Below are 21,422 nucleotides of genomic sequence, written 5' to 3' on the forward strand. Positions count from 1 at the left end.
ACTCGTCCGTGTAGTTCTTCCTAGCCATCCCTTGGATTCTCGCTTCCCCAGCATCGTGCTGGAATCAGCGTGTCCAAGATCAGGGGTCAAGCGCCCCGAGCGTGGAGGACGCCGCCATCCGGTGGTGACCGACGACGACCGACCAGTACCGACCGTTTCACCGGAGCTTGCGGCGGCGTCGAAGCCGAGCAAGCTCCATTCTTTTAGCTCACCGCGCCCTCCTCCTCGCCGGTCCCGTCGTCGGCGAAGACGTTTCAGGGGTCTTCTCAGATGACGGTGTAGGTCGGCCGGGCGCGTCGGTCCGCAGATAGACGTCGAGGTCTCCCGACGACGGAGGTTCCTACGCCATCCATCCGAAAGACCTCGACGTGTCCGACGCTACCCCGCCGGGCGGCTTCGGCCGCCCTGACCTGACCGCCTTCGCTCGACTCGACGGCCTCGGTCTGAGCGTGACCGGACAACGACTTGAACCGGATCGTGCGGTCCTCGCGTGCCGCGTGGTGGAACCAGATCAGTGGTGCCGACGGTGCGGCAGCGAAGGCGCTGCTCGTGACACCGTGATCCGGCGGTTGGCCCACGAGCCGCTGGGCTGGCGACCGACCGTGCTGGAAGTTGTAGTGCGCCGCTACCGCTGTGCCGACTGCGGACACGTGTGGCGCCAAGACACCAGCGCCGCGGCGGAGCCACGCGCGAAGCTCTCGCGCACCGGGCTGCGGTGGGCGCTGGAAGGGATCGTGGTCGCACACCTCACCGTCGCACGTGTCGCCGAGGGACTCGGGGTCGCGTGGGACACCGCCAACAACGCGGTCCTGGCTGAAGGCAAGCGGCTGCTGATCAACGACCCCACGCGGTTCGAGGGCGTGAAGGTCATTGGCGTCGATGAGCACGTCTGGCGCCACACCAGGCGTGGCGACAAGTACGTCACCGTGATCATCGACCTCACCCCGGTCCGCGATGGCGCCGGCCCAGCAAGGCTGCTGGACATGGTCGAGGGCCGGTCGAAGGCGGCGTTCAAGACCTGGCTCGCCGACCGCGACGACGCCTTCCGTGACGCGGTCGAGGTGGTCGCGATGGACGGCTTCACCGGGTTCAAGACCGCCGCTGCAGAGGAGATCCCGGACGCGGTCACGGTGATGGATCCCTTCCACGTCGTGCGCCTGGCCGGTGACGCCCTCGACAGGTGCCGGCGCCGGGTCCAACTCGCGATCCACGGGCACCGTGGGTTCAGGGACGACCCGCTCTACAAGTCGCGGCGCACGCTGCACACCGGCGCGGACCTGCTCACCGACAAGCAGAGCGACAGGCTACGCGCGCTGTTCGTTGATGACGCTCACGTCGAGGTCGAGGCGACCTGGGGTGTCTACCAGCGCATGATCGCCGCCTATCGCCACGAGGACCGGCAACGTGGCCGCGAGCTCATGGAGAAGCTGATCACCGACCTCAGCGCCGGCGTCCCCAAGGTGCTCACCGAGCTCACCACCCTGGGCCGGACCCTGAAGAAGCGAGCCGCTGACGTGCTCGCCTACTTCGAACGACCCGGCACCAGCAACGGGCCGACCGAGGCGCTCAACGGACGGCTCGAACACCTGCGCGGCTCCGCACTCGGGTTCCGCAACCTGACCAACTACATCGCCCGAAGCCTGCTCGAGACCGGCGGCTTCAGACCCCAACTCCTACACCCCCGATTGGGATGAGCCGCTGAAGTGACCCTACCGCGACGGCCACGTCTGGCCCCATCTCCCTTCTTGACTGTGCTCGCCAACGGCGCAAAGCCAAGTGAGCGCTCGTTGGGGATGAACCTGAGCAGGATTGGTGCGCAGATTCGCATATCAGGCGTCCCGCAAGGGGAACCGTTTACGGGATGGGTTAGGCGTGCCGTGTTCGGGTCGAGTTTGTCGGAGGGTTGTGCGAAGTGTCGCGTGTTCCGCTTCATCTCATCGTTTGTGTGGCTGGGTCTCGTTCACGGCTTCTCCGAAGAATCAGTGGAACTTCGCTCGTAACGGCATTGCGTGAATCACGCTGGGATTATCTCCGGCGATGTCAAGAAATCCGGTCTCCAATAGCGGACCGTCGGGCGCTGGTTCGAAAAGCATCTCAGGTCGCCGTCTATGACGAGTTTGCGTCGAGGAGCTGCGCACCCGGGGCTGCTATGGGATGAGCAAGACCGGGCATACCGCCTGCTGGGTGACTTGGTCGCTGATACGATGCGCCAGCGGCGCCAACCACCGTTGGTGGTGTGGTGCCCCGATCACGATGAGGTTTTCCACCTCTGGCTCAAGTCTGGCCAGGATGGCCTGGCCGATCTCTCGCACGTCGGCAGGGAGGACTTCGGACGTTGTTGTGAGGCCTGCACTCCTGAAGGAGGCCAGCGCATGCTCCATGAACGTGCGGATTTCCGAGGTGTCTTCCATGGTGAGGTCCTGACCCTCGATCCACTCGTGAACGCTCAGGTGCAGGATGTGAGCGGATGCGCCGGTCAACACGGCGAGCTCGCGCGCTTGGCGCAGAACAGCCTCGGAGTGGGCAGTGCCGTCGATGGGAACGAGCAGGTGTGAGAACACGGTGAGAACTTTCTGTGAGTGGATTTACTGTAGGCCGGTCGCGAATTGGAGGCCCAGGCTGGTTAGCGAGACGACGATCCAGAGGCTTGCGCCGAGGATCAGCGGTTTCGCACCGGCACGCCGAAAACCGGCTAGGTCGGTGGAGAGACCGATCGCCGACAGGGCGACGGTGATGAGGAAGACGGAGACCGCGCTCAGGCTCGGGTGGATGCCTACGGGGATGATGCCGAAGGAGTTCACTGCTGCGACGATGATGAATCCGATCAAGAACCACGGGACGAGACGGAAGACGTTCAACCGGCGCCCGCGTGCTTGTACGGCGGTTGCATCGTCCTGCAACGTGACGGGATCGAGACCGGCGACCTCGCCGCGCCCCTCGGTTGCACTGATCCGCCTTCCGGCCCACGCGGCGAGGCCGAGGCTGATCGGGATGATCATCAGAGTGCGCACGAGTTTGACCACGACCGCGTAGTTCGTTGCGGCGGGGCCATAGGTTGTTGCGGCGGCCACAACGGAGGACATGTCATTGACGGCGGTTCCTGCGAAGAGGCCGAAGGCGTGCTGGCTCATGCCGAGTAGGTGCCCGATGATGGGGAAGACCAGTACTGCGGTGATGTTGAACAGGAAGATGGTGGAGATCGCGTAGGCGACATCGACACCGACCGCCCCGATGACCGGGGTTACCGCGGCGATCGCCGACGCGCCGCAGATGCCGGTACCGACACCGATCAGGGTGCGTAAATTCCCCACGATGCCGAGCCAGCGACCGATCAGCCAGGCCGCAACCAGACACACCACCAGGGTTCCCAGCATCACCGGGAGCGATTCGAGGCCTACTTTGGCGATTTGCGCCAGTGAGAGCTGCGAGCCAAGGACCACGACGGACAACTGGAGCACAAATTTGCTTGCCGTGTTCATGCCAGGTCGCAGGCGCGCGGATGGCTTGATGATTGTGGCGAGGGCAACACCGAGCACGATTCCCGATACCGGCCCTCCCACGAGCGGAACGAGATGACCGATGGCGGTGGCAACGATCGCGATTCCCACCGCTAACGCTAGTCCGGGAACCTTCGCCAGGATGCGCGAACGCATCGGTAACGGATGGATCGGTACGGGCGCAGTTGGAGGCGTTGAAGTCACAGCCACCATGTTCCGCTCGCTGCCGTCACAGCAGTAGAGGGCTCGCCCTTGGGTGGTCACAAGGTGTGCTTGTATCGTGGAGGGCGTCGACCATGAGGGAGCAGTGGATGTTGAGTTCTCGGGTGCCGGACCTCGCCGCCTTGCAGATGCTGTGTGCGGTGCACAATCTTGGCAGCTTTTCCGCGGCAGGCAAAGCCCTCGGCCTCTCGCAGCAAGCCGTTTCCTCTCGAATGCGTGCCCTCGAAGATCAGGTCGGCTCACCGATACTCATGCGTTCGCCCCGAGGCTCAACACTGACGCCCACAGGTACACTCGTCATCGGGTGGGCGATGCCTGTCCTGGATGCTGCGGAAGAGCTCGACGCGGGAATCGCATCCCTTCGCCAGAACAGCGCCCAGAAACTGCGGGTCGTGGCGAGCCAAACGATTGCCGAACACTTACTCCCCGGCTGGCTTGTCACGTTGCGACGACAACAAGAAGCGAGCGGGACCCGGCCCAGCGCAATCGAGCTCACGGTGGCCAACAGCGAGGCCTCCGGCGCGATGGTCCGTGCTGGGCAAGTCGACGTCGGCTTCATCGAAAGCATGCGCCCGCCTCGGGGGCTCGCCCACCAGAGGGTGCTGCAAGACGAACTGGTCGTCGTCGTGGCACCCGGTCACCGGTGGGCGCGCCGGGACACACCGCTCACCGCTGACGAGTTGGCTCGAACCCCCCTGGTCATCCGCGAGTCCGGCAGCGGAACCCGGAGCGCCCTCGAATCCATTCTGGCGGCGCGAGCGCCCGACTCGCCGCGAGCAGACGCGGCCGTCGAGCTGTCCACCAGCGCGGCAGTTCGTTCCGCCATCGCCGCGGGTATCGCGCCCGGCGTTCTGAGTATCCTCGCCGTACGTGACGACGTGACCCTCGGCAGACTCGTCGTGATACCAACCGAGAAGCCGCTCCTGAGACCCCTGACCGCAACCTGGCAGGCCGCAGGCGGAGGCCTGACCGGTCCAGCCCGCGCCCTCATCGCGATCGCCGCAACCAGCCCAAGCAACCCCGGATAAACGCACGCTCTACACGGATGCTGACCGGGCCACACCTCAGCGTACTTTCCGGGACGAATTTGAGAGCGTTTATCGCTTCGAGCGGTACCCGTAGACCAAACGTTTTGGGGACGTTTGGCGAGGCTGGCGCGGATGTTCGCGTTAGCGCCGGTTCACGGGGTCTGACCAGTATTGGAACGGTGGTTGGCACTAAGGGTTGGAAGCCACGGCCGCTGTAGATTCACGACCGACCTCATGGGCTCGGCCGCCAATGCATGAAGCATGCGGGCGCTCCGCCCAGTGTCTGCCTCGCGCGCAACGGGCGCACGCGATCAGCTACCGTCCCGCGTCGTCGGAACTGTTGAACGGTGCGCCACTCGCGACGGTTGGCGATTCCGCGGTTTGCACCGGCGCAGCTTCGGGAACTCCGATCCCCTTTGCCTCCGGCTCGGTCAGGTCGGGCCTCCTTCCAGGGAGGTAGCCGAATGGGGTTGGTTCACCGCGGTGTCTGATTGATTGGATTACCAGAATGACGAGCCCGAAAATGGCGGCCGCGATCGCAACATCGGCGTTGATCTTTTGCCCAAGGAAATGGAACTCCGTCGGATCCAGCCTGAGAGTTTCCAAGTATGCGCGACCGATTCCATACCAGAGGAAGTACACGCCCATCGATTTACCCCACGACATCACGAATTTTCGACCCAAAAGAATGATCAAGATTGCCCCGGCGATGTCCCAAATCATCTCGTACAAGAACAGGGGCTGGAATAGGGTGCCCGCCGGCACGCCCGCGGGGAAAGCTGGGCTCGACGAGTGAATTTGCAGACCCCACGGGAGCGTGGTGGGTGGGCCGTACAGTTCCTGGTTGAAGTAGTTGCCGAGGCGTCCAAATGCCTGGGCAAGGAGGAGCCCCGGGACCAGCGCATCGGCGAAGGCGAAGAACCGGATCCCGGCGCGGCGGCAGCCGATGTAGGTGCCGAGGGTACCGAAGAGGATCGAGCCGAAAATCGCCAGGCCTCCGTCCCAAACGGCGAAGATGGTCCAGAGGTTGGCGCCCTTGTAGAGGTAGTCCCCGGGGTGTGTGAAGACGTGGTAGAACCGGCCGCCGGGAATGCCGATGATGACGGCCCACATGGAAATATCCAGGACCACGGTGCGGGGAATGCCCGATCGGGCGATTCGCCGGACGGTGACTGCCGCAGCGATGACGATCCCGGTCAGGATGCAGAGGGCGTAGAAGTGGATGGTCAGCGGCCCGATGTTGAACGAACTGATCGGTGGACTGGGGATGCTCAGCGGAAGCATTTTGGGCCTTCCCGCCCAGAGTGATGTCTGCAGCGCTGGGAAACGTGGTGGGGTTGATCGTCCCGCGCGCACAGCCTACAGAAACAGTCCGGCTGCATCCTGAGATTTTCCGTCGACCAACATCAGGGCCTGGCCGTTGTGTCGCGCCTGGGGCGATTTTCACTTATCGGAGACCACAGTCTGCGTGAAAACCTAATCTGCTCGCGCGGACACAGCCTGTGCGGAAGCGGGACGCCCACCGGAACTCCTGCCGCGGAATGACACACCGGTGCCGACGCGTGCGGTTCCGGCAGGCGGACATTCCCGTAAGACCCACCCGAGAAAATGCCCGATCAAGGGACGCTATACGCTACAGCGGATCCGGTGATGAACTACTCGCCGGGTCCGGCCAGTCTGCTTACTTACCCGTGCCCCGCGCGTGGGTGTTCTTCGTGTGGGCGAGGCTGTCGGAGTCGCTGCCGGTTTCGATGTTGTTGCCACCGAAGGTGAGACGGTCCACGATCGCAGCACAAAGCGCGGATCAGTGAGAGTCTTCGTTCAGGCGGAGAACGACGAGGCAGCCTTCGAATCGAACCCCAACGGGTTCCCCACGAAGCTGGTCGGACTATCTCGACTGTCACCGATCTGCGGGCGGTGATTGACTCCTTTGACGCACAGCGATAGCACGCGGTCTAGCCTGGGCTCCCCCGGCGAACGATCAAAGCCAATACGAGAATCCTCGGTCCGGAAGTTGTAGACGTGACCGTCGACGGTCACGCCCAGCCCGTACCTGGAGTGCATGGAGCAATGGCGCGAGTACCCGCGCACCTCTATGGCATGAGCAATAGCCCTGCAGGAACGCCACCCGGATCGCCCATCGCTTTCCCCCTCGCAGTCATCACGGTCAGCGAGCGCGGAACCATGAACGTCAGCTGCAATGGGCGCGACTTCCCGCCTCCAACGACGGATGCCTCTTGGAGTCGGGCACGCTTTGGTGATCTTCTCGACGCAATCTCCGAACACCGCTCTCGCACCGTTCGAGTTGAGGTGCACGAGTTCGATGGCTCGGTGTTCACCGACATCGTCCATGCGGTGCGACGAGAGCAAGCCATCGCGGACGTTCAGTCGCCCAGCACGATACGGCGAGCGCGGCACCGCCCAACGCATCATCTGATCGAGGTGACCGGGTCCGGATTCGTCCCTGGCGAGGACGTCACCGTCGCGCTTTCAGTCTCCAATGCTGAAGGATCCGCTGACGGGAGCGCTCGTGCGGTCATCGATTTGAGTCGACTCATGGATCACCGGTCGGAGATCCTGCTCATCGGACGCGTCTCCGGCGTCATCATCACCGAGCCTTTGCCGTCATGAGCGCCCCACACGGTCAGGGAGGGGGTCTCGGTGATGAGTTGACCAACTTTCTGATGATCGCGCTGGTCGCCGTCTTCGGCGTCGTTGCTGTCTTGCGAGTTGCGGGTTCCATTGCGGCATTCCTCACTAGCTCTGGACAGCCCCAGGTCGGGATTGCTGGCGGAGTCGCCGTGCTGTTCAACCCGTCGAACCCGGCCGAGGTGCTGCAGGCACCCCGGCTGAATACGATCCTCTACTGGTCGATTGCAGTACTACTGCTCCTGGTGCTCGGCGGTGTTATCGGGTGGGCTTGGGTCTGTTGGAGTCGGCACGCCCACAACGCCGACACAGATCCACGGCGGCTTGCCGGAACTGCCAGCAGTCATGAGGTCGTAGCGAGCGCGTCTGCGAAGGCGCTCCTGCGCCGGGCTGTGACGCTGCGCCCTTCGCTGGATCAGCCAAAGCCCGAGGACGTGGGCTACCTGCTCGGGCGCTCGCACGGCAAGCAGGTATGGGCCAGCGTGGAAGACTCGATTCTCCTCATCGGTCCGCCACGTTCGGGCAAGGGTCTGCACATTGTGATCCCGGCGATTCTTGATGCACCGGGTGCAGTCGTGACGACGTCCACCCGGCCCGACAATTTGACGGCAACGATGCAGGCACGCGAGCGGATCGGCCCCGTCGCTGTCTTCGATCCACAGCATCTTGCTGAAGGCGTCCCCGCCGGGCTGCGGTGGTCGCCTATTCGGGGCTGCGAGGACCCGTTGACCGCGATGATCCGCGCGACCGGCCTTGCCGCGGCCACCGAGCTATCCGCTGGCGGTGTCGAAGGCGGAGGGTTCTGGGAGGGAAAGACACGCATCGCTCTGCAGGCGCTCCTTCACGCGGCCGCGCTTGATCATCGGAGTCCGGCTGAGCTGTTCCGATGGACCCTCGACCCATCCGCGGCAGCAGAGGCTGTCGCCATCCTGACGGGCTCACCGTTGGCAGCCACGGGCTGGGCAGATTCGCTGGACGCAACGCTCGACGCCGACCCGCGCACACGTGACAGCATCTGGCAGGGCGTTTCGCTCGCACTGTCAGCGCTGGCCGACCCCAGAGTGCTTGATGCCGTCAGCCCTGAAGAAGACGAGCAGTTCGATCCCGAGAGCTTCATCCGCGACCGTGGCGCGCTGTATCTTCTGGCGACCGGCATTGGGGCCGGGAACAGCGCAGCTCTCGTCGCAGCATTCGTCGAAGACCTCGTTGAGACCGCCCGTCGCATGGCTGCTCGATCACCCGGCGCACGGCTCGACCCACCGCTGCTGTTTGCGCTCGACGAAATCGGAAACCTCGCGCCACTACCTTCGCTGCCCACACTCATGGCGGAAGGTGGCGGCACCGGCATCACAACGATGCCGGTGCTTCAATCCCTTGCCCAGGCACGGGACAAATGGTCAGAGCACAAAGCGGCAGCGATCTGGGACGCCAGCATCGCGAAGATCATCCTTGGCGGTGCCTCGAACTCGCGAGACCTTCAAGACCTCTCCACGCTGATCGGCGAACGAGACGAGTTCGCCGACTCCGTCACTCTCGGCGACCATGGCTCGCGCTCCAACCAGCGTTCCATCCGTCGAGTACCGATCTTACCGCCCGACCGCATTCGCACGTTGCCGTTTGGAACAGGGATCATTTTGCTCCGATCCGCTCCACCGATCATCACTGACCTCCACCCCTGGCCTAAGCGCTCCGATGGTGAACAGCTCAAAGCAGATCGTGCGGCGGTTGAATCGCTGTTGGGACGCCCTGCAGCGCAATGATCCGCACTGGGGCGCGGCGCGCACCTGTCTGCTGCAGTGGCCACCACATCGGATGGCCGCCCCAACAGATCAAGGAGTCGTCATGTCCATCGACACCCAACAAGCCATCACAGGATTCATCGCGACCGAGCCCCGTCTGACCTACACCGATGACGGTACCGCGCGGTTCTACGCGCGAATCGGCATAGAGCATTCGCGGCAGGACCCAGACGGAAGCTTCACGCTGCTCGACCCGTCATTCCACGACATGAGCGCCTTCCGGCGCGCAGCCGAAGAAGGAGTCTCGCGATTCCGCAAAGGAGACAAGTTCATCGCCACCGGGCGCGTGCGCGAGTACAGCTACGAGAAGGACGGTCAGACTGTCGCAGCCGAGGAGTTCATCGTCTCCCGCTTCGGTCACGACGTTGCACGCACACAATACGAGGTCGATCGCGGATCTCATCGCGACAGCAACATGCGCGAGGCGACTGGTCGTGATGCCTCCCCTTTTGAAGCACCTGCCCGAGCGCGAGCGCAGTCAGATGCCGCTCCTGCGGTCAGCATCTGAGTAGGAGCGGTCATCGTGACTGACTTCATCCCCAGCCCCGAAGCACATGAAGGGCGCGACGCGGATGACTACGACGAATCATTCGTCGCTGAACCACCGCATCCGATCAACTGGAATCTCCTCACCGCGAATGACGCGGAGGTCGAGTGGCTGGAACTGAATCGCTGGATCGACTGGCTCCGCCGAACCTACGGACTCCCGGCAGCAGTGATCCCGCCCTACTGGCATCGTCACCCCGAGCTCGTCTGGGAGCTGTCAGCGCTGCACCTGCACTGGCTGTGCGCCTACGACCCCAACCAAAATGGATCCGCACCGTTGGGGTGGCATCGCGACTTTGCGGACGCTCGTCTACGGCTCCGCGACTGGGTAGCTACCTGCGGGACTCGACTCGATCGTGATCGCCCCACACGGCAAGCCACCTGGCCCGGGGAAGAGCCGCCCACCCCCTCCGAAGAAGCGATGGTCACCGACCGGGAATCCGACTTTGTCGAGTTCGTCGTTGATGACGTTCAGCGTCGTAAAGCGGCTGAGGACGAGTTCTACCGTTCGCTCGGCGATCGTCCGCAGGAGGAGTCATGAGCAACGCGGCAGAAGCGACTGCGCCAGTCTCGCCATTGCTGGATAGTCGAGAGGTCGCCTCGTATTTGAAGGTCTCCGAATCGACATTGTCTCGATGGCGCTCCGCAGAGACCGGGCCACCATTCATCAAGCTCGGCGGTATCGCCCGATACCGGCTCGAAGCAATCGACCAATGGCTGCAGAACTTAGAGCCGCACCATGGCCCGGCCAACTGAGCCAATGCCAGAGTCCTCACCCCGCCCGGTACCGCCGATCGGGGTGAGGATCTCCACCGACATGGAACGACGCTCCTACGGGATTCGAGCGCGGGCACGCTGGACCGATCCGCTCACCAAGCAGCGCGTGATCCGTACCGAGATCGTGAAGGACGAGGCAACCGCACGGGCATTCTTCGAAACGCTCCGGAATTCTTCGGTCAAGGGAATGGACGTCTCCATGACGCTCCTGGAGTTCTTCACCTCGATCGGCGATCGATGGGCACGCGGCCTCGATATGACCTCCACCGGCGACAACTACCGATACGGTCTTCGGCTCCGAGTACTCCCGGCGCTCGGCCACCTGCCCGTCACGCAAATCACCGCTGGAATGATCGACCGCACGATCGATGACTGGGAGAAGCAGTACGGCGCATCGACGATCAAGAACACCATCGCCCCACTCGTGCGGGTACTCGACGAAGCCGTTCGCGACGGTCTGATCACAATCAATCCCGCCAAACACCGTGCGAAGCGGAGTCTTCATCGAAACGCCTTCCGAGTTCAACCGGCCGAAGATGCTGCCCCGCGCGCGCACGCGATCCCTGACCTGCAGAAGCTGAACCAGCTCGCCTCCGCCTGCGGCGCCGTCCATCAGTCCTATTCAGACTTCGTGATGCTCGCCGCTCTGCTTGCAGCACGTTCTTCCGAAGTCTCCGGACTCCAAGTCGGGGACGTGGACTTCACCAAGAACCTCGTCATCATCAGACGACAAGTCTTCCCCGGCAGGGGCGGCCTCATCACCAAACCAACCAAGAGCCGCAAAGAGCGTCGCGTGCCGATTCTCGACCCACTCCGGCCGGTCCTGAAAAGACTCTGCGCGTTCAAGCAATCGGACGCACCACTCCTCGTCGGCCCACGTGGCGGTTTCCTCACGACGGCCACCGTTCGCGATGCGACCAGTTGGGATCAGGTTGTTGCTGACCTCGGCCTGCCGAACCTCACCCGACACGGTCTCCGACACACCGGCGCCACCTGGCTCGCCGACGCCGGGGTTCCCCTCCATGTCCTCCAAGAGATCCTCGGACACGCCTCAATCGAGACCACTCGCGGCTACCTCCACCCCGATGACCGCCACCTCGCCTCCGCCGCGGAACAAGCCAACGCCTTCCTCAGCAGAGACACTCCTCGGGATCCATCGCGACGACCGCGGCAGGGCACGGGCCGCGGGCTGTGACCCGCTCCGTCGCCGGTATTAACCGTTCTGGTCCCCTTTTGGTCCCCTTATCCACAGACAGAGCGTCGCAGCGGGTCTGTCATCCACAGGTCGACCATGCCAACCTGCCCAGGGGGACCAGAGGGGGACCAGAGAAAACGACATTCAGAAACAACAAATCCCTGATGAAAATTGCTTCTCATCAGGGATTTTCTGTCGGGCTGACAGGATTTGAACCTGCGACCCCTTGACCCCCAGTCAAGTGCGCTACCAAGCTGCGCCACAGCCCGTGGCATTGTTTTTCAGTTGTTCGGGCCGACCGAAGAGTGGTAAACCACTTAACCCCCAGTCAAGTGCGCTACCAAGCTGCGCCACAGCCCGTTGTTCTGCACTCGCGCGCAGGCAACTCCACTATCTTAGCCGCATGCCGGGCCCCTCCGCGAACCACGCTGCGGCGCCACGCGCGAGGCGCTTTGTCGGTGGCCAGACATACGATGAGTACATGGGCATCGACACCACCAGCCGCATCGACACCACCAGCAAAAGTCTTCCCGCTGTCGGCGCCCTCCACGTCTCGATCGATGGCAACTACTAATGGATGCTGCACGAGTAGACAGTTGGCTCTGGGCGATCCGGGTGTATAAAACGCGATCGGCGGCGACAACAGCATGCCGCGCTGGGCACGTGCGCGTAAACGGCGACAAGGTGAAGGCTGCGCAGCAGGTGCGTGTAGGTGACGAGCTTCGCATTCGCATCGCGGGTTTCGACCGACTTCTCATCGTCCGGCAGCTACTCGTGAAGCGCGTCGGCGCCCCAATTGCGGCACTCGCGTACGAAGACCGGACTCCGGAGCGCGAGCCCCAGGCCGCGCTCGGACTGCGCGATCGCGGGGCCGGCCGCCCCACCAAAAGAGAACGTCGCGACATCGATAAACTGCGCGGCCGACAAGATCCTTTTCTGGATTAACTCTTCCCATATTCGAACATATGTTCTATAATGAGGTATGGGCCCACAGACGGATTTCGACCTCGAACTTGAGGAACGACGTCGTGTGCTGGACGCCTGGGTGGCGAAAAGACAGCAGATCGCGACACTAGAGGCCGAAGCCGCAGAACTACTGGTCGAGCAGATCACTCTTCACGATGCAGATGTTTCGGCAAGCCCGTTTCATCGCGACGCCATCTACCGCTCCATGATCTCTGAGTTCTCTGCCGCGGGGCATTTTTCTAAAGGAACCGTCGAGTTCGCCTTCGCAGACGCTCAGGCACTGTGCACCCATCTCCCCGCTGTGAGAACCGCATTCGCGAGCGGCGCGCTCTCCCCCTTGCATGTGCGCGAGATCGCTCGAGCAAGCGCGATCGTGATCGAAGCCATCCGAAACAAGAAGATCGACGCATCGGCCATGGCTCTGTTTGAGGCAGCAGTTCTCGTGGTGGCTGAGCACGACAGTGCAGCTCGCACCCGAGCGCACGCGCGGCAGGTCGCCGCCACGCTCACGGGAGAATCTTTGGGCGAGCGACACGAACGCGCAACGACAGAACGGTGCGTCACGGTCAAGTCGCTCGACGATGGCCTTGCTCTGCTCACCGCCGTTCTCCCCGAATGGATTGCACACGCGATCTCCGACAGGTTGAGCCGCATGACGCAGCAGATCGTCGAAACAAGAATCAACCCAAAAACCTCTCACGACGATCTCCCTATAGAGAACCTTGCGCTCGAAGACCCAGAAGAAGAAGAGTGCCTCGACACACGCACATGGGCGCAAATTCGCACCGACCTCTTCAGCGATCTCCTTCTCGCGTCAGACCCCTCAGCCGTTCATGGCGATGGCCTCGACAACATTCAGGCGCGCGTGCAAGTGACGATCGCAGCTGGCACCCTCCTCGGCGCTGATAACCGGCCAGCCGAACTAGACGGGTACGGGCCGTTGCATCCAGACATCGCCCGTGATCTCGCAGGACGCAACAATGGCTGGACCCGCCTGTTCCTCGACCCCAGCGGCATGATCATCGAAACCGATACCTACACTCCGACCGAAAGCATGCGTCGGTTCCTCCGCGCTCGCGATCAGCATTGCCGCTTCCCCGGCTGTCGGATGCCGGCGCACAGGTGCGAGATCGATCACAATCATGATCACGCCAAGGGCGGGTCAACCAGCATCGACAACCTCAGCCACTTCTGTCGCACGCACCACACGCTCAAGCACCCCGACATCCCAGATCCACACAGGTGGACTGCTCTTCAGGAAAGCGATGGCGGGGTCAGTTGGCACAGCCCACTCGGTCGTGACTACAAGGACCCGTCACCACGACGCGTCATGTTCGTGTGATCTCGCAACCAGCCGGCCGATCGAATCAGCGCGGCCCCCGCGCGTTCTGCTCGCTCGCGCAGTTCCCGATCACTCGTCACAGCAACCACAGTTCGACCGCCTGCAACACGCCTCTCGATTTCGGCAACGATCGCGTCATCCCCCGCACCGTCCGCACGGACCACCTCTACAGGGCCCCGTTCCGAGTCAATCGCCTTAGCTTGACCTTCAACAACCATCACGATTTCGGGGAACCAGTCATCGCCGCCGAGACCAAGGGCATCTGCAGGCACCGCCAGATCAGCTAGAGCCGAGCGGAGCCGAGACGCGGCCCCTGCACGGTCTTTCCACCAGCCATCCGGCACCGAACCCACCACATTCGCCGCATCGACCACCAGCAGGGGCCGCACTTTCAGAAGTTCGCGCAATGCAGGCCACGCCGCCGCAAACCCCGGGTGCAATGGTCGATCATCGACTTCGTCAATCGGCACCCACTCCAGCGCAACGCTTTCTGGGTCACTGATTACCGGCTCAAAAGGAACGTCGACGTCTGCGATCACCGTCGTGTACGACCAAATCCCCAGATCAAGAACGCTCGTGAACCGCGCACGCACGGCACCGTCTGGCACACCAGCCTCTTCTTGAGCCTCGCGGATCGCACCAACAATGGCGCTCTCCCCCTCGTGCAGTGCACCGCCTGGCAAACCCCACGTACCGCCAAAGTGGCTCCACGCAACGCGATGCTGCAACAGGATCCCCTTCGTGGGGTCGACGGCGAGAAGTCCGGCAGCGCCGAAGCGCCCCCAATACTTCTCGCCCGACTCCGCCACCACCCAGGCATCGCCAGGATCCCGTGGCCCTTCAGGACGACGGGGCTCACCAGCAGCGGGAGGGATGACGGTCACGTCTTCAGCCTGTCACAGCATCGAGTTCACGGCGCCATGATTCGAAAAGTGTCGTCAGCTCAGCGCTGGCGCTTCTCCCTGACACGCATGTTGATCACGATCGGTGTTCCTTCAAACGAGTACAGCTCGCGCAGGCGACGCTGAATGAAACGACGGTAACCGGGGTCGAGGAAACCGGTCGTGAACAGCACAAATGTCGGCGGACGCGTCGATGCCTGCGTACCAAACAGGATGCGTGGCTGCTTGCCACCGCGCAGCGGGTGCGGGTGCTCCGCCACAAGCTCAGCGAGGAACGCGTTGAACTTACCTGTCGGAATACGACGATCCCAGTTCTCCAGCGCAGTCTCCAGCGCGGGCACGAGCTTGTCGAGGTGGCGACCCGTCTTCGCCGAGATGTTCACACGCGGAGCCCAGGCGACGTGCGCGAGGTCTTGCTCGATCTCGCGCTCGAGGTAGCGACGACGATCAGCGTTGTCGAGGTCATCGTCGTTCAGACGATCCCACTTGTTGAATGCAAGAACGAGCGAGCGCCCAGACTCGAGCACAAGGTCGATGATGCGCACATCCTGCTCACTGATCGACTCAGAGACATCGAGCACAACGACCGCAACTTCTGCCTTCTCCAGCGCCGCAGAGGTGCGAAGAGACGCATAGAAGTCTGCCCCCTGAGCCATGTGCACGCGACGGCGAATACCAGCGGTGTCCACGAGACGCCACATCTTGCCGCCGAGCTCGACGACCTCGTCCACCGGGTCACGAGTGGTGCCGGCCAAATCGTTGACGACGACGCGCTCCTCCCCCGCTGCCTTGTTCAGCAGTGAGGACTTTCCGACGTTCGGACGCCCGAGGATAGCGACGCGACGCGGTCCGCCGATCTCTTGCTTAGCGACGGCTGACACCTCAGGAAGCTTCTTCAGCACAGCGTCCAGCAGGTCAGCAACACCGCGGCCATGGATTGCCGAAACCGGGTGTGGTTCGCCGAGTCCGAGGTTCCACAGTGCCGCAGCCTCCGGCTCCTGACGAACGTCGTCGACCTTGTTGGCGATCAAAAACACGGGCTTGCCACTCTTGCGCAGCATCTTCACGACATGCTCGTCCGTCGACGTCGCGCCTACCATCGCATCAACGACGAAGAGCACCATGTCGGCGAGATCGATGGCGACCTCAGCCTGAGCAGCAACCGAACGGTCGATACCGCGGGCGTCTGGCTCCCACCCACCCGTGTCAACGAGCGAGAAGCGGCGATCTGCCCACTCCGCCTTGTACGTCACGCGGTCACGCGTAACGCCAGGGGTGTCTTCGACAACAGCCTCGCGGCGACCGAGAATACGGTTCACCAGCGCAGACTTGCCGACGTTCGGGCGTCCGACGATCGCAACGACCGGCAGCGCAGGGCTGTAATGAATGCCGTCTTCGCCGAGCGTGATGCCCGCAAGAAGCGCGGCATCTTCGTCGTCGAGCTCATAGTCGGAGAGCCCTGCACGCAGGGTCTCTGCCCGCTGGTCGGCGAGGTGCTCGTCGACCTGGTCCATTTTCTCGGCGAGCTGGTCGGGGCCGCCTTCGTATTCTTCGTCAGCCACAGTGTGCTCCTCGGATTTGTTCGATCACCGTGAGAACGGCGTCGATGGTCTGGGGGAAATCGAGTTCCGTCGAATCGACAACCTCGACGCCTTCTGCGGCGTTGAGAAAGTCGACGACGGTGCTGTCAGAGGCGTCGCGCTTGTGCAGCGCCGCGGCGACAGCAGCCGCATTCTCGCCGGCGAGTTCGCCAGCACGTCGAGCGGCCCGTACTTCGGGAGCCGCGGTGAGCAAAATCCGCACGGGCGCATCGGGCGCAACGACGGTCGTGATGTCGCGTCCTTCGACCACGACGGCCGGGTACGGTGCCTCAGCTACCAACCGGCGGAACAGGTCGTTCACCTGCGCACGCACTTCGGGGACGCGCGCCACACCACTCACGGCATCAGAGACCCGCGGGTCGCGGATCGCGTCGGTAACATCGACGCCACCCACCCGCACAGTGCGGTCGTCGGCGTCGAGCCCGAGTTGCACGGGAAAATTCGCTGCAGCAGCGCGCACGGCTGCCTCATCGGCAGTGTCAGCGCCACGGTCGAGTACATGCCACGCCAACGCACGGTAGGCCGAGCCAGTGTCCAGGTATCCGAACCCCAGCTTGCGCGCCACGGCCTTCGAAACACTCGACTTTCCGGAGCCTGCCGGACCGTCGATAGCGATGAACTTTGCCGCGTCGATCACGGGCACCTCCGCCGAAGAGTCAAGAGAAATGTCAGTCATTGGTGCTCCCCGCAATTCGCCAACCGCGCTCCTGCAACCCGCTGATCGCGCCGTGGAGTGCTGCCGGGTCGACGCTAATCTCTGCCAGACCGAACTGCGCTCCAGGAGAGTGCTCCAAACGAAGGTCTTCGACGTTGACGCCGAGTTCGCCCAGCTCTCCAAAAAGCCGCCCTAGTTGTCCTGAGGTGTCATCGACCATGACGACAAGAGTCTCGAAGCGCCGGTTCTGTCCATGCTTTCCTGGCAGACGCTCGACACCATCGTTTCCCTGACGGATTGCCTCAGCGACGATGCGTCTGGCGCCCGCAGCATCAGGTTCGCGCAGCGCTTTCGCGACCTCACCAAGGTCGGCAGCAAGCGCGTCAAGAATCTCGACGACAGGGCCAGCGTTCGCGCCGAGAATCTGCACCCAGAGCTCCGGGGCTGACGCCGCGATGCGTGTCGTGTCACGCACCCCCTGGCCTGCAAGTCGCAGTGAACCTTCTTCTGCCCCCGCCAATCGTCCAGCCAGCAAACTCGCCACGACCTGTGGCACGTGGGAGATAAGCGCGACCGAACGGTCGTGCTCTTCAGGTGTCATCTCTAGTGGCATGGCGCCCACGTCCAAAGCAAGCGCTTCGACCAGGGCAAGGTCAGCAGCCTTTGTTTCTGCATCACGGCAGACCACCCACGGACGACCAATGAAGAGGTCGGCGCGCGCCGAAATTGCCCCGCCGCGCTCCCGCCCAGCCAGTGGATGCGAACCGATGTAGCGGGCAAGGTCGACGCCCCGCTCCTGCAACGAACGAAAGGGCGCGAGCTTCACGCTCGCCACATCCGTCACAACAGCGGAAGGAAACTGTTCCAGTTCTGCCTGAATCACATCGGCAGTCACGTCTGGCGGCACAGCGACGACGACCAGTGATGGTGCATCATCTGGCGACGAGACACGACCTGCGCCGTAGTCGACAGCAAGACGCAACTGTGCGGGCGACGCGTCGGTCAAGACCACGTCTACGTCTTTCGCGCGAAGCGCGTGGCCGATACTGGCGCCGAGCAATCCAGCGCCGACGATGCGCACGGTGCCGGAAAGACGCGGCGCCACAAAGCCGGCCTTCCGCGCCGTGGGCGCACTCGTCGTATCGGTCATTAGCTCTCCTGCTCGCCTGGCGCCTCGGCGACACCGGAATCACGGCGCGACAGGGTCAAAAGCGCGCCAAGTTCAACTTTAGTCAGTTCCCGTGTCTTCCCCGCCGGGAGGGTTCCCAGGTGAAGCGGGCCAAACTGCCGACGAACCAGCTCCGTCACCGGGTGCCCAACAGAGGCGAGCATGCGGCGCACGATGCGGTTGCGTCCGGAGTGCAACGTGAGTTCGACGAGGCTGGAGCCGCGAGAAGTGTCCAGCAAGCGAGCTTTATCGGCCGCGATCGGACCGTCCTCCAGCTCAATACCCTTGGTGAGCTTTGAGATCGTCTGGGGAAGCACAGTCCCCTCAACCTTCGCGATGTACACCTTGGTCACACCAAAAGAAGGGTGCGCGAGCACATGCGCGAGCGCGCCATCGTTGGTGAGAATCAGCAATCCACTGGTCTCAGCGTCGAGGCGCCCGACGTTGTACAGACGCTCTTCATAGTCGTCGGTAAAGCGACGAAGATCAGGGCGTCCATTCTCGTCGCGCATGCTGCTGACAACGCCGGTGGGCTTGTTCAACATCACGTAGCGCTTCGAAACATCGAGCTGCACAGCGGTGCCATCGACATCGACAAGGTCGTTCTCTGGGTCGATGCGTCGTCCCAGCTCAGAGACAACAATGCCGTTTACACGGATGCGCCCTTCGGTGATGTACTGCTCGACGACACGGCGCGATGCCACCCCTGCACCGGCGAGAACCTTCTGCAGGCGCACACCTTCCGGCGCGCCGTCAGCGTCTGTCGCAGCCTCAAAGCCAGTCATCGGATGGTCCCTTCGTCAAAGCCGTCTGCTCCATCGTCGAGCAGAGGAGAAATGGGGGGCAGCTCATCGAGTGAGTTGATGCCCAAGTGCTGGAGAAGCGCGTCAGTGGTGCCGTAGTTGATCGCTCCGGTCTCCGAGTCGGCAAACAGCTCGGTGATCAGACCACGCGCGAGCAGTGTGCGAACGACCGAATCTACGTTCACGGCACGAATAGAGGCAACTTGACTGCGCGTCACCGGTTGCTTGTACGCAATCACGGCCAGAGTTTCGAGCGCAGCCTGTGACAATCGTTGTGGCGCCTGTCCGCCGACAAACGCCGCGACAACAGCGTCGAGGTCTTCGCGCACATAGAGACGCCAACCGCCACCGACCTCGCGCAGTTCAAACCCGCGCCGCGGGCCGCTGCCTCGTCCGTCGTAGTCGTCGACGAGCGCCTCGAGCGTCTGACGCACGGCGGCAACCGGCGAAGCCACCGCGGCCGCGAGCGCGACCAGGCCAATCGGCTCATCCACGATGAAGAGGATCGCCTCGATCCGCTCAGCGAGAGGCAGCTCAGCGGTCGCGTCTTCCGCAGTCTGTGTCAGATCATCGGTCATAGTCGGCCCCCAGGGTCGCCAGTGTTTCGTCCGACCACGAGTCGGCTGCCCAGCGAAGAGTGAGCTCGCCAAGCGGTTCAAGTTGTTCAAAAGACAGCGCACCGTGTCGATAGAGCTCCAGCACCGAAATGAACCGTGCCACCACGATCCCGGTCTCACTCACGCCGGCGACCAGCTCACGAAAGTTGATCGACTCTGTGCCGCGCAACAGCGTCACGACGATCGCTGCCTGCTCGCGGATGCTCACCAGCGGCGCATGCAAATGATCGAGGCCGACGTGCGGCATCTCTTTCGGTGCGAAGGCCAACAGTGCCAGCGCACCGAAGTCTTCTGCGCTCAGCGACCACACAAGCTCAGGGGTTTGCCGACGGTGCTTCTCTTCCAGTCGCACGGCTCGCACATGTCTGCGGTCTTCGCGCTGAAGGCACCGAGCAAACCATGCCGACACTTCCTTAAAGGCGCGGTATTGCAATAGTCGGGCGAACAACAGATCCCGAGCTTCCAACAGCGCGACCGCCTCGGCATCGACAAGCTCGCCCTGCGGCAGGAGTCCGGCGACTTTCATGTCGAGAAGGGTTGCTGCGACGACCAAAAACTCCGAAGCCTGGTCGAGTTCTTCCTCATTTTCAAGCGCACCAAGGTACGCAATGAACTCGTTCGTGACAGCACTCAATGACACCTCGGTGATGTCCATCTCGTGCTTCGAGATCAAATTCAGCAAGAGGTCGAACGGACCGTCGAAGTTCGTTAATGAGACCCGGAAGCCAGCGCCGTCTGCTGCGGGGGCATCCTCTGCCGCCTCGATGGGCGCTGCGTCGGCGACGTCTTCGCTATGCGACGGCGCCACGGGCGACCAGCTCCCGCGCCAACCGCAGGTACGCCTGAGCGGCGGCGTGCTCTGGGGCGAACTCGGTGATGGGAACGCCAGAAACTGAGGCATCAGGGAACTTCACCGTTCGGCCGATCACTGTCTCCAAGACGTCATCACCGAATGCCTCGACCACGCGTTCCAGCACCTCACGCGAGTGCAGCGTTCGCGGGTCGTACATCGTCGCCAGAAGACCATCCATCGTGATCGATGGGTTCAGCCTGTCGCGCACCTTGTCGATAGTTTCGATCAGGAGAGCAACGCCACGCAGCGCGAAGAACTCGCACTCCAGCGGGATAAGCACGCCGTGTGCTGCCGTCAGCGCATTGACTGTAAGGATGCCAAGAGACGGCTGGCAGTCGATCAGGATGACGTCGTACTCCCCCGCCACCTGGCGAAGAACGCGTGCGAGGATCGTTTCCCGCGCCACCTCGTTGACCAGGTGCACCTCGGCGGCGGAAAGGTCAATGTTGGCCGGCATCACGTCAAGCCCATCGACGCCAGAAGGGACGATAGCGTCGTGCGCATCGCGCTTGGTGTCAAGCAACAGGTCGTAGATTGTCGGCACATCGTGCGTCGGAATACCCAGGCCAGCAGACAGGGCTCCCTGCGGGTCAAAGTCCACCGCAAGCACCTTGCGACCGTACTCTGCAAGCGACGCGGCCAGGTTGATCGAGGTCGTCGTCTTTCCGACGCCGCCCTTCTGATTGCACAACGCGATGATTCGTGCGGGGCCGTGCGACTTCAACGGTTCGGGGGTCGGAAACCCCTGATAGGGGCGGCCAGTGGGTCCCATAAGGGGCTCGTCGGCCTTCTGCGCCTTCGC

21 protein-coding genes and 1 tRNA gene are annotated in these 21,422 nt (G+C 63.0%); 10 read left to right on the forward strand and 12 right to left on the reverse strand.

All coding sequences use genetic code 11. The features are described from left to right. Nucleotides 1–368 precede the first annotated feature (368 nt). Nucleotides 369–1,694, forward strand: coding sequence for an ISL3-like element ISPfr2 family transposase (locus AB0O87_RS15240; protein WP_363517775.1), 1,326 nt, complete (start codon nt 369–371; stop codon nt 1,692–1,694). A 453-nt stretch (nt 1,695–2,147) separates the two neighbouring features. On the opposite strand, the gene AB0O87_RS15245 is transcribed toward AB0O87_RS15240, so the two are convergent. Both AB0O87_RS15245 and AB0O87_RS15250 read right to left on the reverse strand, forming a co-directional pair. Beyond that, nucleotides 2,148–2,561 carry a universal stress protein gene (locus AB0O87_RS15245; RefSeq protein ID WP_363517778.1) on the reverse strand — a complete coding sequence of 138 codons (414 nt, stop codon included), beginning with the start codon at nt 2,559–2,561 and terminating at the stop codon, nt 2,148–2,150. 24 nt (nt 2,562–2,585) lie between these two features. Next, nucleotides 2,586–3,653 carry a putative sulfate exporter family transporter gene (locus AB0O87_RS15250; protein ID WP_363517781.1) on the reverse strand — a complete coding sequence of 356 codons (1,068 nt, stop codon included), beginning with the start codon at nt 3,651–3,653 and terminating at the stop codon, nt 2,586–2,588. A gap of 140 nt (nt 3,654–3,793) precedes the next feature. Between AB0O87_RS15250 and AB0O87_RS15255 the strand changes: the two genes are divergently transcribed. After that, the gene (locus tag AB0O87_RS15255) at nt 3,794–4,747 is read left to right on the forward strand and encodes a LysR family transcriptional regulator (RefSeq protein ID WP_363517784.1); all 954 of its coding nucleotides are present in this window, start codon (nt 3,794–3,796) and stop codon (nt 4,745–4,747) included. A gap of 315 nt (nt 4,748–5,062) precedes the next feature. Here AB0O87_RS15255 and lgt read toward each other — a convergent pair whose 3' ends face one another. Further along, nucleotides 5,063–6,031 carry a prolipoprotein diacylglyceryl transferase gene (gene lgt, locus AB0O87_RS15260; RefSeq protein WP_363517787.1) on the reverse strand — a complete coding sequence of 323 codons (969 nt, stop codon included), beginning with the start codon at nt 6,029–6,031 and terminating at the stop codon, nt 5,063–5,065. Between the two features lie 738 nt (nt 6,032–6,769). Between lgt and AB0O87_RS15265 the strand changes: the two genes are divergently transcribed. The 6 genes from AB0O87_RS15265 (at nt 6,770) to AB0O87_RS15290 (ending at nt 11,713) form a co-directional block, all read left to right on the forward strand. Further along, nucleotides 6,770–7,378, forward strand: a complete 609-nt coding sequence (locus tag AB0O87_RS15265; protein WP_363517878.1) for a hypothetical protein — start codon at nt 6,770–6,772, stop codon at nt 7,376–7,378. Next, nucleotides 7,375–9,156, forward strand: a complete 1,782-nt coding sequence (locus AB0O87_RS15270; RefSeq protein WP_363517790.1) for a TraM recognition domain-containing protein — start codon at nt 7,375–7,377, stop codon at nt 9,154–9,156. Before AB0O87_RS15265 ends, AB0O87_RS15270 begins: the two co-directional genes overlap by 4 nt. A gap of 82 nt (nt 9,157–9,238) precedes the next feature. After that, nucleotides 9,239–9,703: a single-stranded DNA-binding protein gene (locus AB0O87_RS15275; protein ID WP_363517793.1), complete on the forward strand. Its 465-nt coding sequence runs from the start codon at nt 9,239–9,241 to the stop codon at nt 9,701–9,703. A gap of 15 nt (nt 9,704–9,718) precedes the next feature. Then, on the forward strand, nt 9,719–10,282 hold the full coding sequence (locus tag AB0O87_RS15280; RefSeq protein WP_363517796.1) for a hypothetical protein: 564 nt from the start codon (nt 9,719–9,721) through the stop codon (nt 10,280–10,282). Beyond that, entirely contained in the window at nt 10,279–10,497 is a 219-nt protein-coding gene (locus tag AB0O87_RS15285; protein ID WP_363517799.1) for a helix-turn-helix domain-containing protein, read from the forward strand. Before AB0O87_RS15280 ends, AB0O87_RS15285 begins: the two co-directional genes overlap by 4 nt. Nucleotides 10,498–10,558: 61 nt before the next feature. Then, nucleotides 10,559–11,713, forward strand: a complete 1,155-nt coding sequence (locus AB0O87_RS15290; RefSeq protein ID WP_363517802.1) for a tyrosine-type recombinase/integrase — start codon at nt 10,559–10,561, stop codon at nt 11,711–11,713. Nucleotides 11,714–11,908: 195 nt separating this feature from the next. Here AB0O87_RS15290 and AB0O87_RS15295 read toward each other — a convergent pair. Then, nucleotides 11,909–11,982, reverse strand: a tRNA-Pro gene (locus tag AB0O87_RS15295). A gap of 304 nt (nt 11,983–12,286) precedes the next feature. On the opposite strand from AB0O87_RS15295, the gene AB0O87_RS15300 reads away from it, so the two are divergent. After that, complete coding sequence (locus AB0O87_RS15300) at nt 12,287–12,658, forward strand: RNA-binding S4 domain-containing protein (protein WP_363517805.1); 372 nt, start codon at nt 12,287–12,289, stop codon at nt 12,656–12,658. Nucleotides 12,659–12,695: 37 nt separating this feature from the next. Next, nucleotides 12,696–14,021 (forward strand): DUF222 domain-containing protein, encoded by a 1,326-nt coding sequence (locus tag AB0O87_RS15305; RefSeq protein WP_363517808.1) that lies wholly within the window; start codon nt 12,696–12,698, stop codon nt 14,019–14,021. On the opposite strand, the gene AB0O87_RS15310 is transcribed toward AB0O87_RS15305, so the two are convergent. From AB0O87_RS15310 to AB0O87_RS15345, 8 genes are read right to left on the reverse strand one after another with little or no spacing between them, the layout of a single operon-like run. After that, nucleotides 13,982–14,905, reverse strand: a complete 924-nt coding sequence (locus AB0O87_RS15310; protein ID WP_363517811.1) for an NUDIX domain-containing protein — start codon at nt 14,903–14,905, stop codon at nt 13,982–13,984. The genes AB0O87_RS15305 and AB0O87_RS15310 overlap by 40 nt on opposite strands. Before the next feature lie 59 nt (nt 14,906–14,964). Continuing rightward, the gene (der, locus tag AB0O87_RS15315; RefSeq protein ID WP_363517872.1) at nt 14,965–16,437 is read right to left on the reverse strand and encodes a ribosome biogenesis GTPase Der; all 1,473 of its coding nucleotides are present in this window, start codon (nt 16,435–16,437) and stop codon (nt 14,965–14,967) included. Between the two features lie 40 nt (nt 16,438–16,477). Continuing rightward, the gene (cmk, locus tag AB0O87_RS15320) at nt 16,478–17,200 is read right to left on the reverse strand and encodes a (d)CMP kinase (RefSeq protein WP_363517814.1); all 723 of its coding nucleotides are present in this window, start codon (nt 17,198–17,200) and stop codon (nt 16,478–16,480) included. Next, the gene (locus AB0O87_RS15325) at nt 17,193–18,329 is read right to left on the reverse strand and encodes a prephenate dehydrogenase (protein ID WP_363517817.1); all 1,137 of its coding nucleotides are present in this window, start codon (nt 18,327–18,329) and stop codon (nt 17,193–17,195) included. The genes cmk and AB0O87_RS15325 overlap by 8 nt, the downstream gene beginning before the upstream one ends. Then, nucleotides 18,329–19,132 carry a pseudouridine synthase gene (locus tag AB0O87_RS15330; protein ID WP_363517820.1) on the reverse strand — a complete coding sequence of 268 codons (804 nt, stop codon included), beginning with the start codon at nt 19,130–19,132 and terminating at the stop codon, nt 18,329–18,331. The genes AB0O87_RS15325 and AB0O87_RS15330 overlap by 1 nt, the downstream gene beginning before the upstream one ends. Beyond that, nucleotides 19,129–19,728 carry an SMC-Scp complex subunit ScpB gene (gene scpB / locus AB0O87_RS15335; RefSeq protein WP_363517823.1) on the reverse strand — a complete coding sequence of 200 codons (600 nt, stop codon included), beginning with the start codon at nt 19,726–19,728 and terminating at the stop codon, nt 19,129–19,131. The genes AB0O87_RS15330 and scpB overlap by 4 nt, the downstream gene beginning before the upstream one ends. Then, nucleotides 19,718–20,575, reverse strand: a complete 858-nt coding sequence (locus AB0O87_RS15340) for a ScpA family protein (protein WP_363517826.1) — start codon at nt 20,573–20,575, stop codon at nt 19,718–19,720. The genes scpB and AB0O87_RS15340 overlap by 11 nt, the downstream gene beginning before the upstream one ends. Continuing rightward, entirely contained in the window at nt 20,559–21,392 is an 834-nt protein-coding gene (locus AB0O87_RS15345; RefSeq protein WP_363517875.1) for a ParA family protein, read from the reverse strand. Before AB0O87_RS15345 ends, AB0O87_RS15340 begins: the two co-directional genes overlap by 17 nt. Between the last annotated feature and the right edge of the window lie 30 nt (nt 21,393–21,422).

The sequence above is a fragment of the Microbacterium sp. NPDC076768 genome (genome assembly GCF_040687205.1).
GTDB lineage: Bacteria > Actinomycetota > Actinomycetes > Actinomycetales > Microbacteriaceae > Microbacterium.

Excerpts from the sequence above, each read along its gene's own strand:
- AB0O87_RS15250 (WP_363517781.1), bottom strand. The coding sequence starts at position 3,653 with ATGCGTTCGCGCATCCTGGCGAAGGTTCCCGGACTAGCGTTAGCGGTG.
- AB0O87_RS15255 (WP_363517784.1), top strand. The coding sequence starts at position 3,794 with ATGAGGGAGCAGTGGATGTTGAGTTCTCGGGTGCCGGACCTCGCCGCC.
- lgt (WP_363517787.1), bottom strand. The coding sequence starts at position 6,031 with ATGCTTCCGCTGAGCATCCCCAGTCCACCGATCAGTTCGTTCAACATC.
- AB0O87_RS15270 (WP_363517790.1), top strand. The coding sequence starts at position 7,375 with ATGAGCGCCCCACACGGTCAGGGAGGGGGTCTCGGTGATGAGTTGACC.
- AB0O87_RS15275 (WP_363517793.1), top strand. The coding sequence starts at position 9,239 with ATGTCCATCGACACCCAACAAGCCATCACAGGATTCATCGCGACCGAG.
- AB0O87_RS15285 (WP_363517799.1), top strand. The coding sequence starts at position 10,279 with ATGAGCAACGCGGCAGAAGCGACTGCGCCAGTCTCGCCATTGCTGGAT.
- AB0O87_RS15290 (WP_363517802.1), top strand. The coding sequence starts at position 10,559 with ATGGAACGACGCTCCTACGGGATTCGAGCGCGGGCACGCTGGACCGAT.
- AB0O87_RS15300 (WP_363517805.1), top strand. The coding sequence starts at position 12,287 with ATGGATGCTGCACGAGTAGACAGTTGGCTCTGGGCGATCCGGGTGTAT.
- AB0O87_RS15305 (WP_363517808.1), top strand. The coding sequence starts at position 12,696 with ATGGGCCCACAGACGGATTTCGACCTCGAACTTGAGGAACGACGTCGT.
- der (WP_363517872.1), bottom strand. The coding sequence starts at position 16,437 with ATGGACCAGGTCGACGAGCACCTCGCCGACCAGCGGGCAGAGACCCTG.
- cmk (WP_363517814.1), bottom strand. The coding sequence starts at position 17,200 with ATGACTGACATTTCTCTTGACTCTTCGGCGGAGGTGCCCGTGATCGAC.
- AB0O87_RS15325 (WP_363517817.1), bottom strand. The coding sequence starts at position 18,329 with ATGACCGATACGACGAGTGCGCCCACGGCGCGGAAGGCCGGCTTTGTG.
- AB0O87_RS15330 (WP_363517820.1), bottom strand. The coding sequence starts at position 19,132 with ATGACTGGCTTTGAGGCTGCGACAGACGCTGACGGCGCGCCGGAAGGT.
- scpB (WP_363517823.1), bottom strand. The coding sequence starts at position 19,728 with ATGACCGATGATCTGACACAGACTGCGGAAGACGCGACCGCTGAGCTG.
- AB0O87_RS15345 (WP_363517875.1), bottom strand. The coding sequence starts at position 21,392 with ATGGGACCCACTGGCCGCCCCTATCAGGGGTTTCCGACCCCCGAACCG.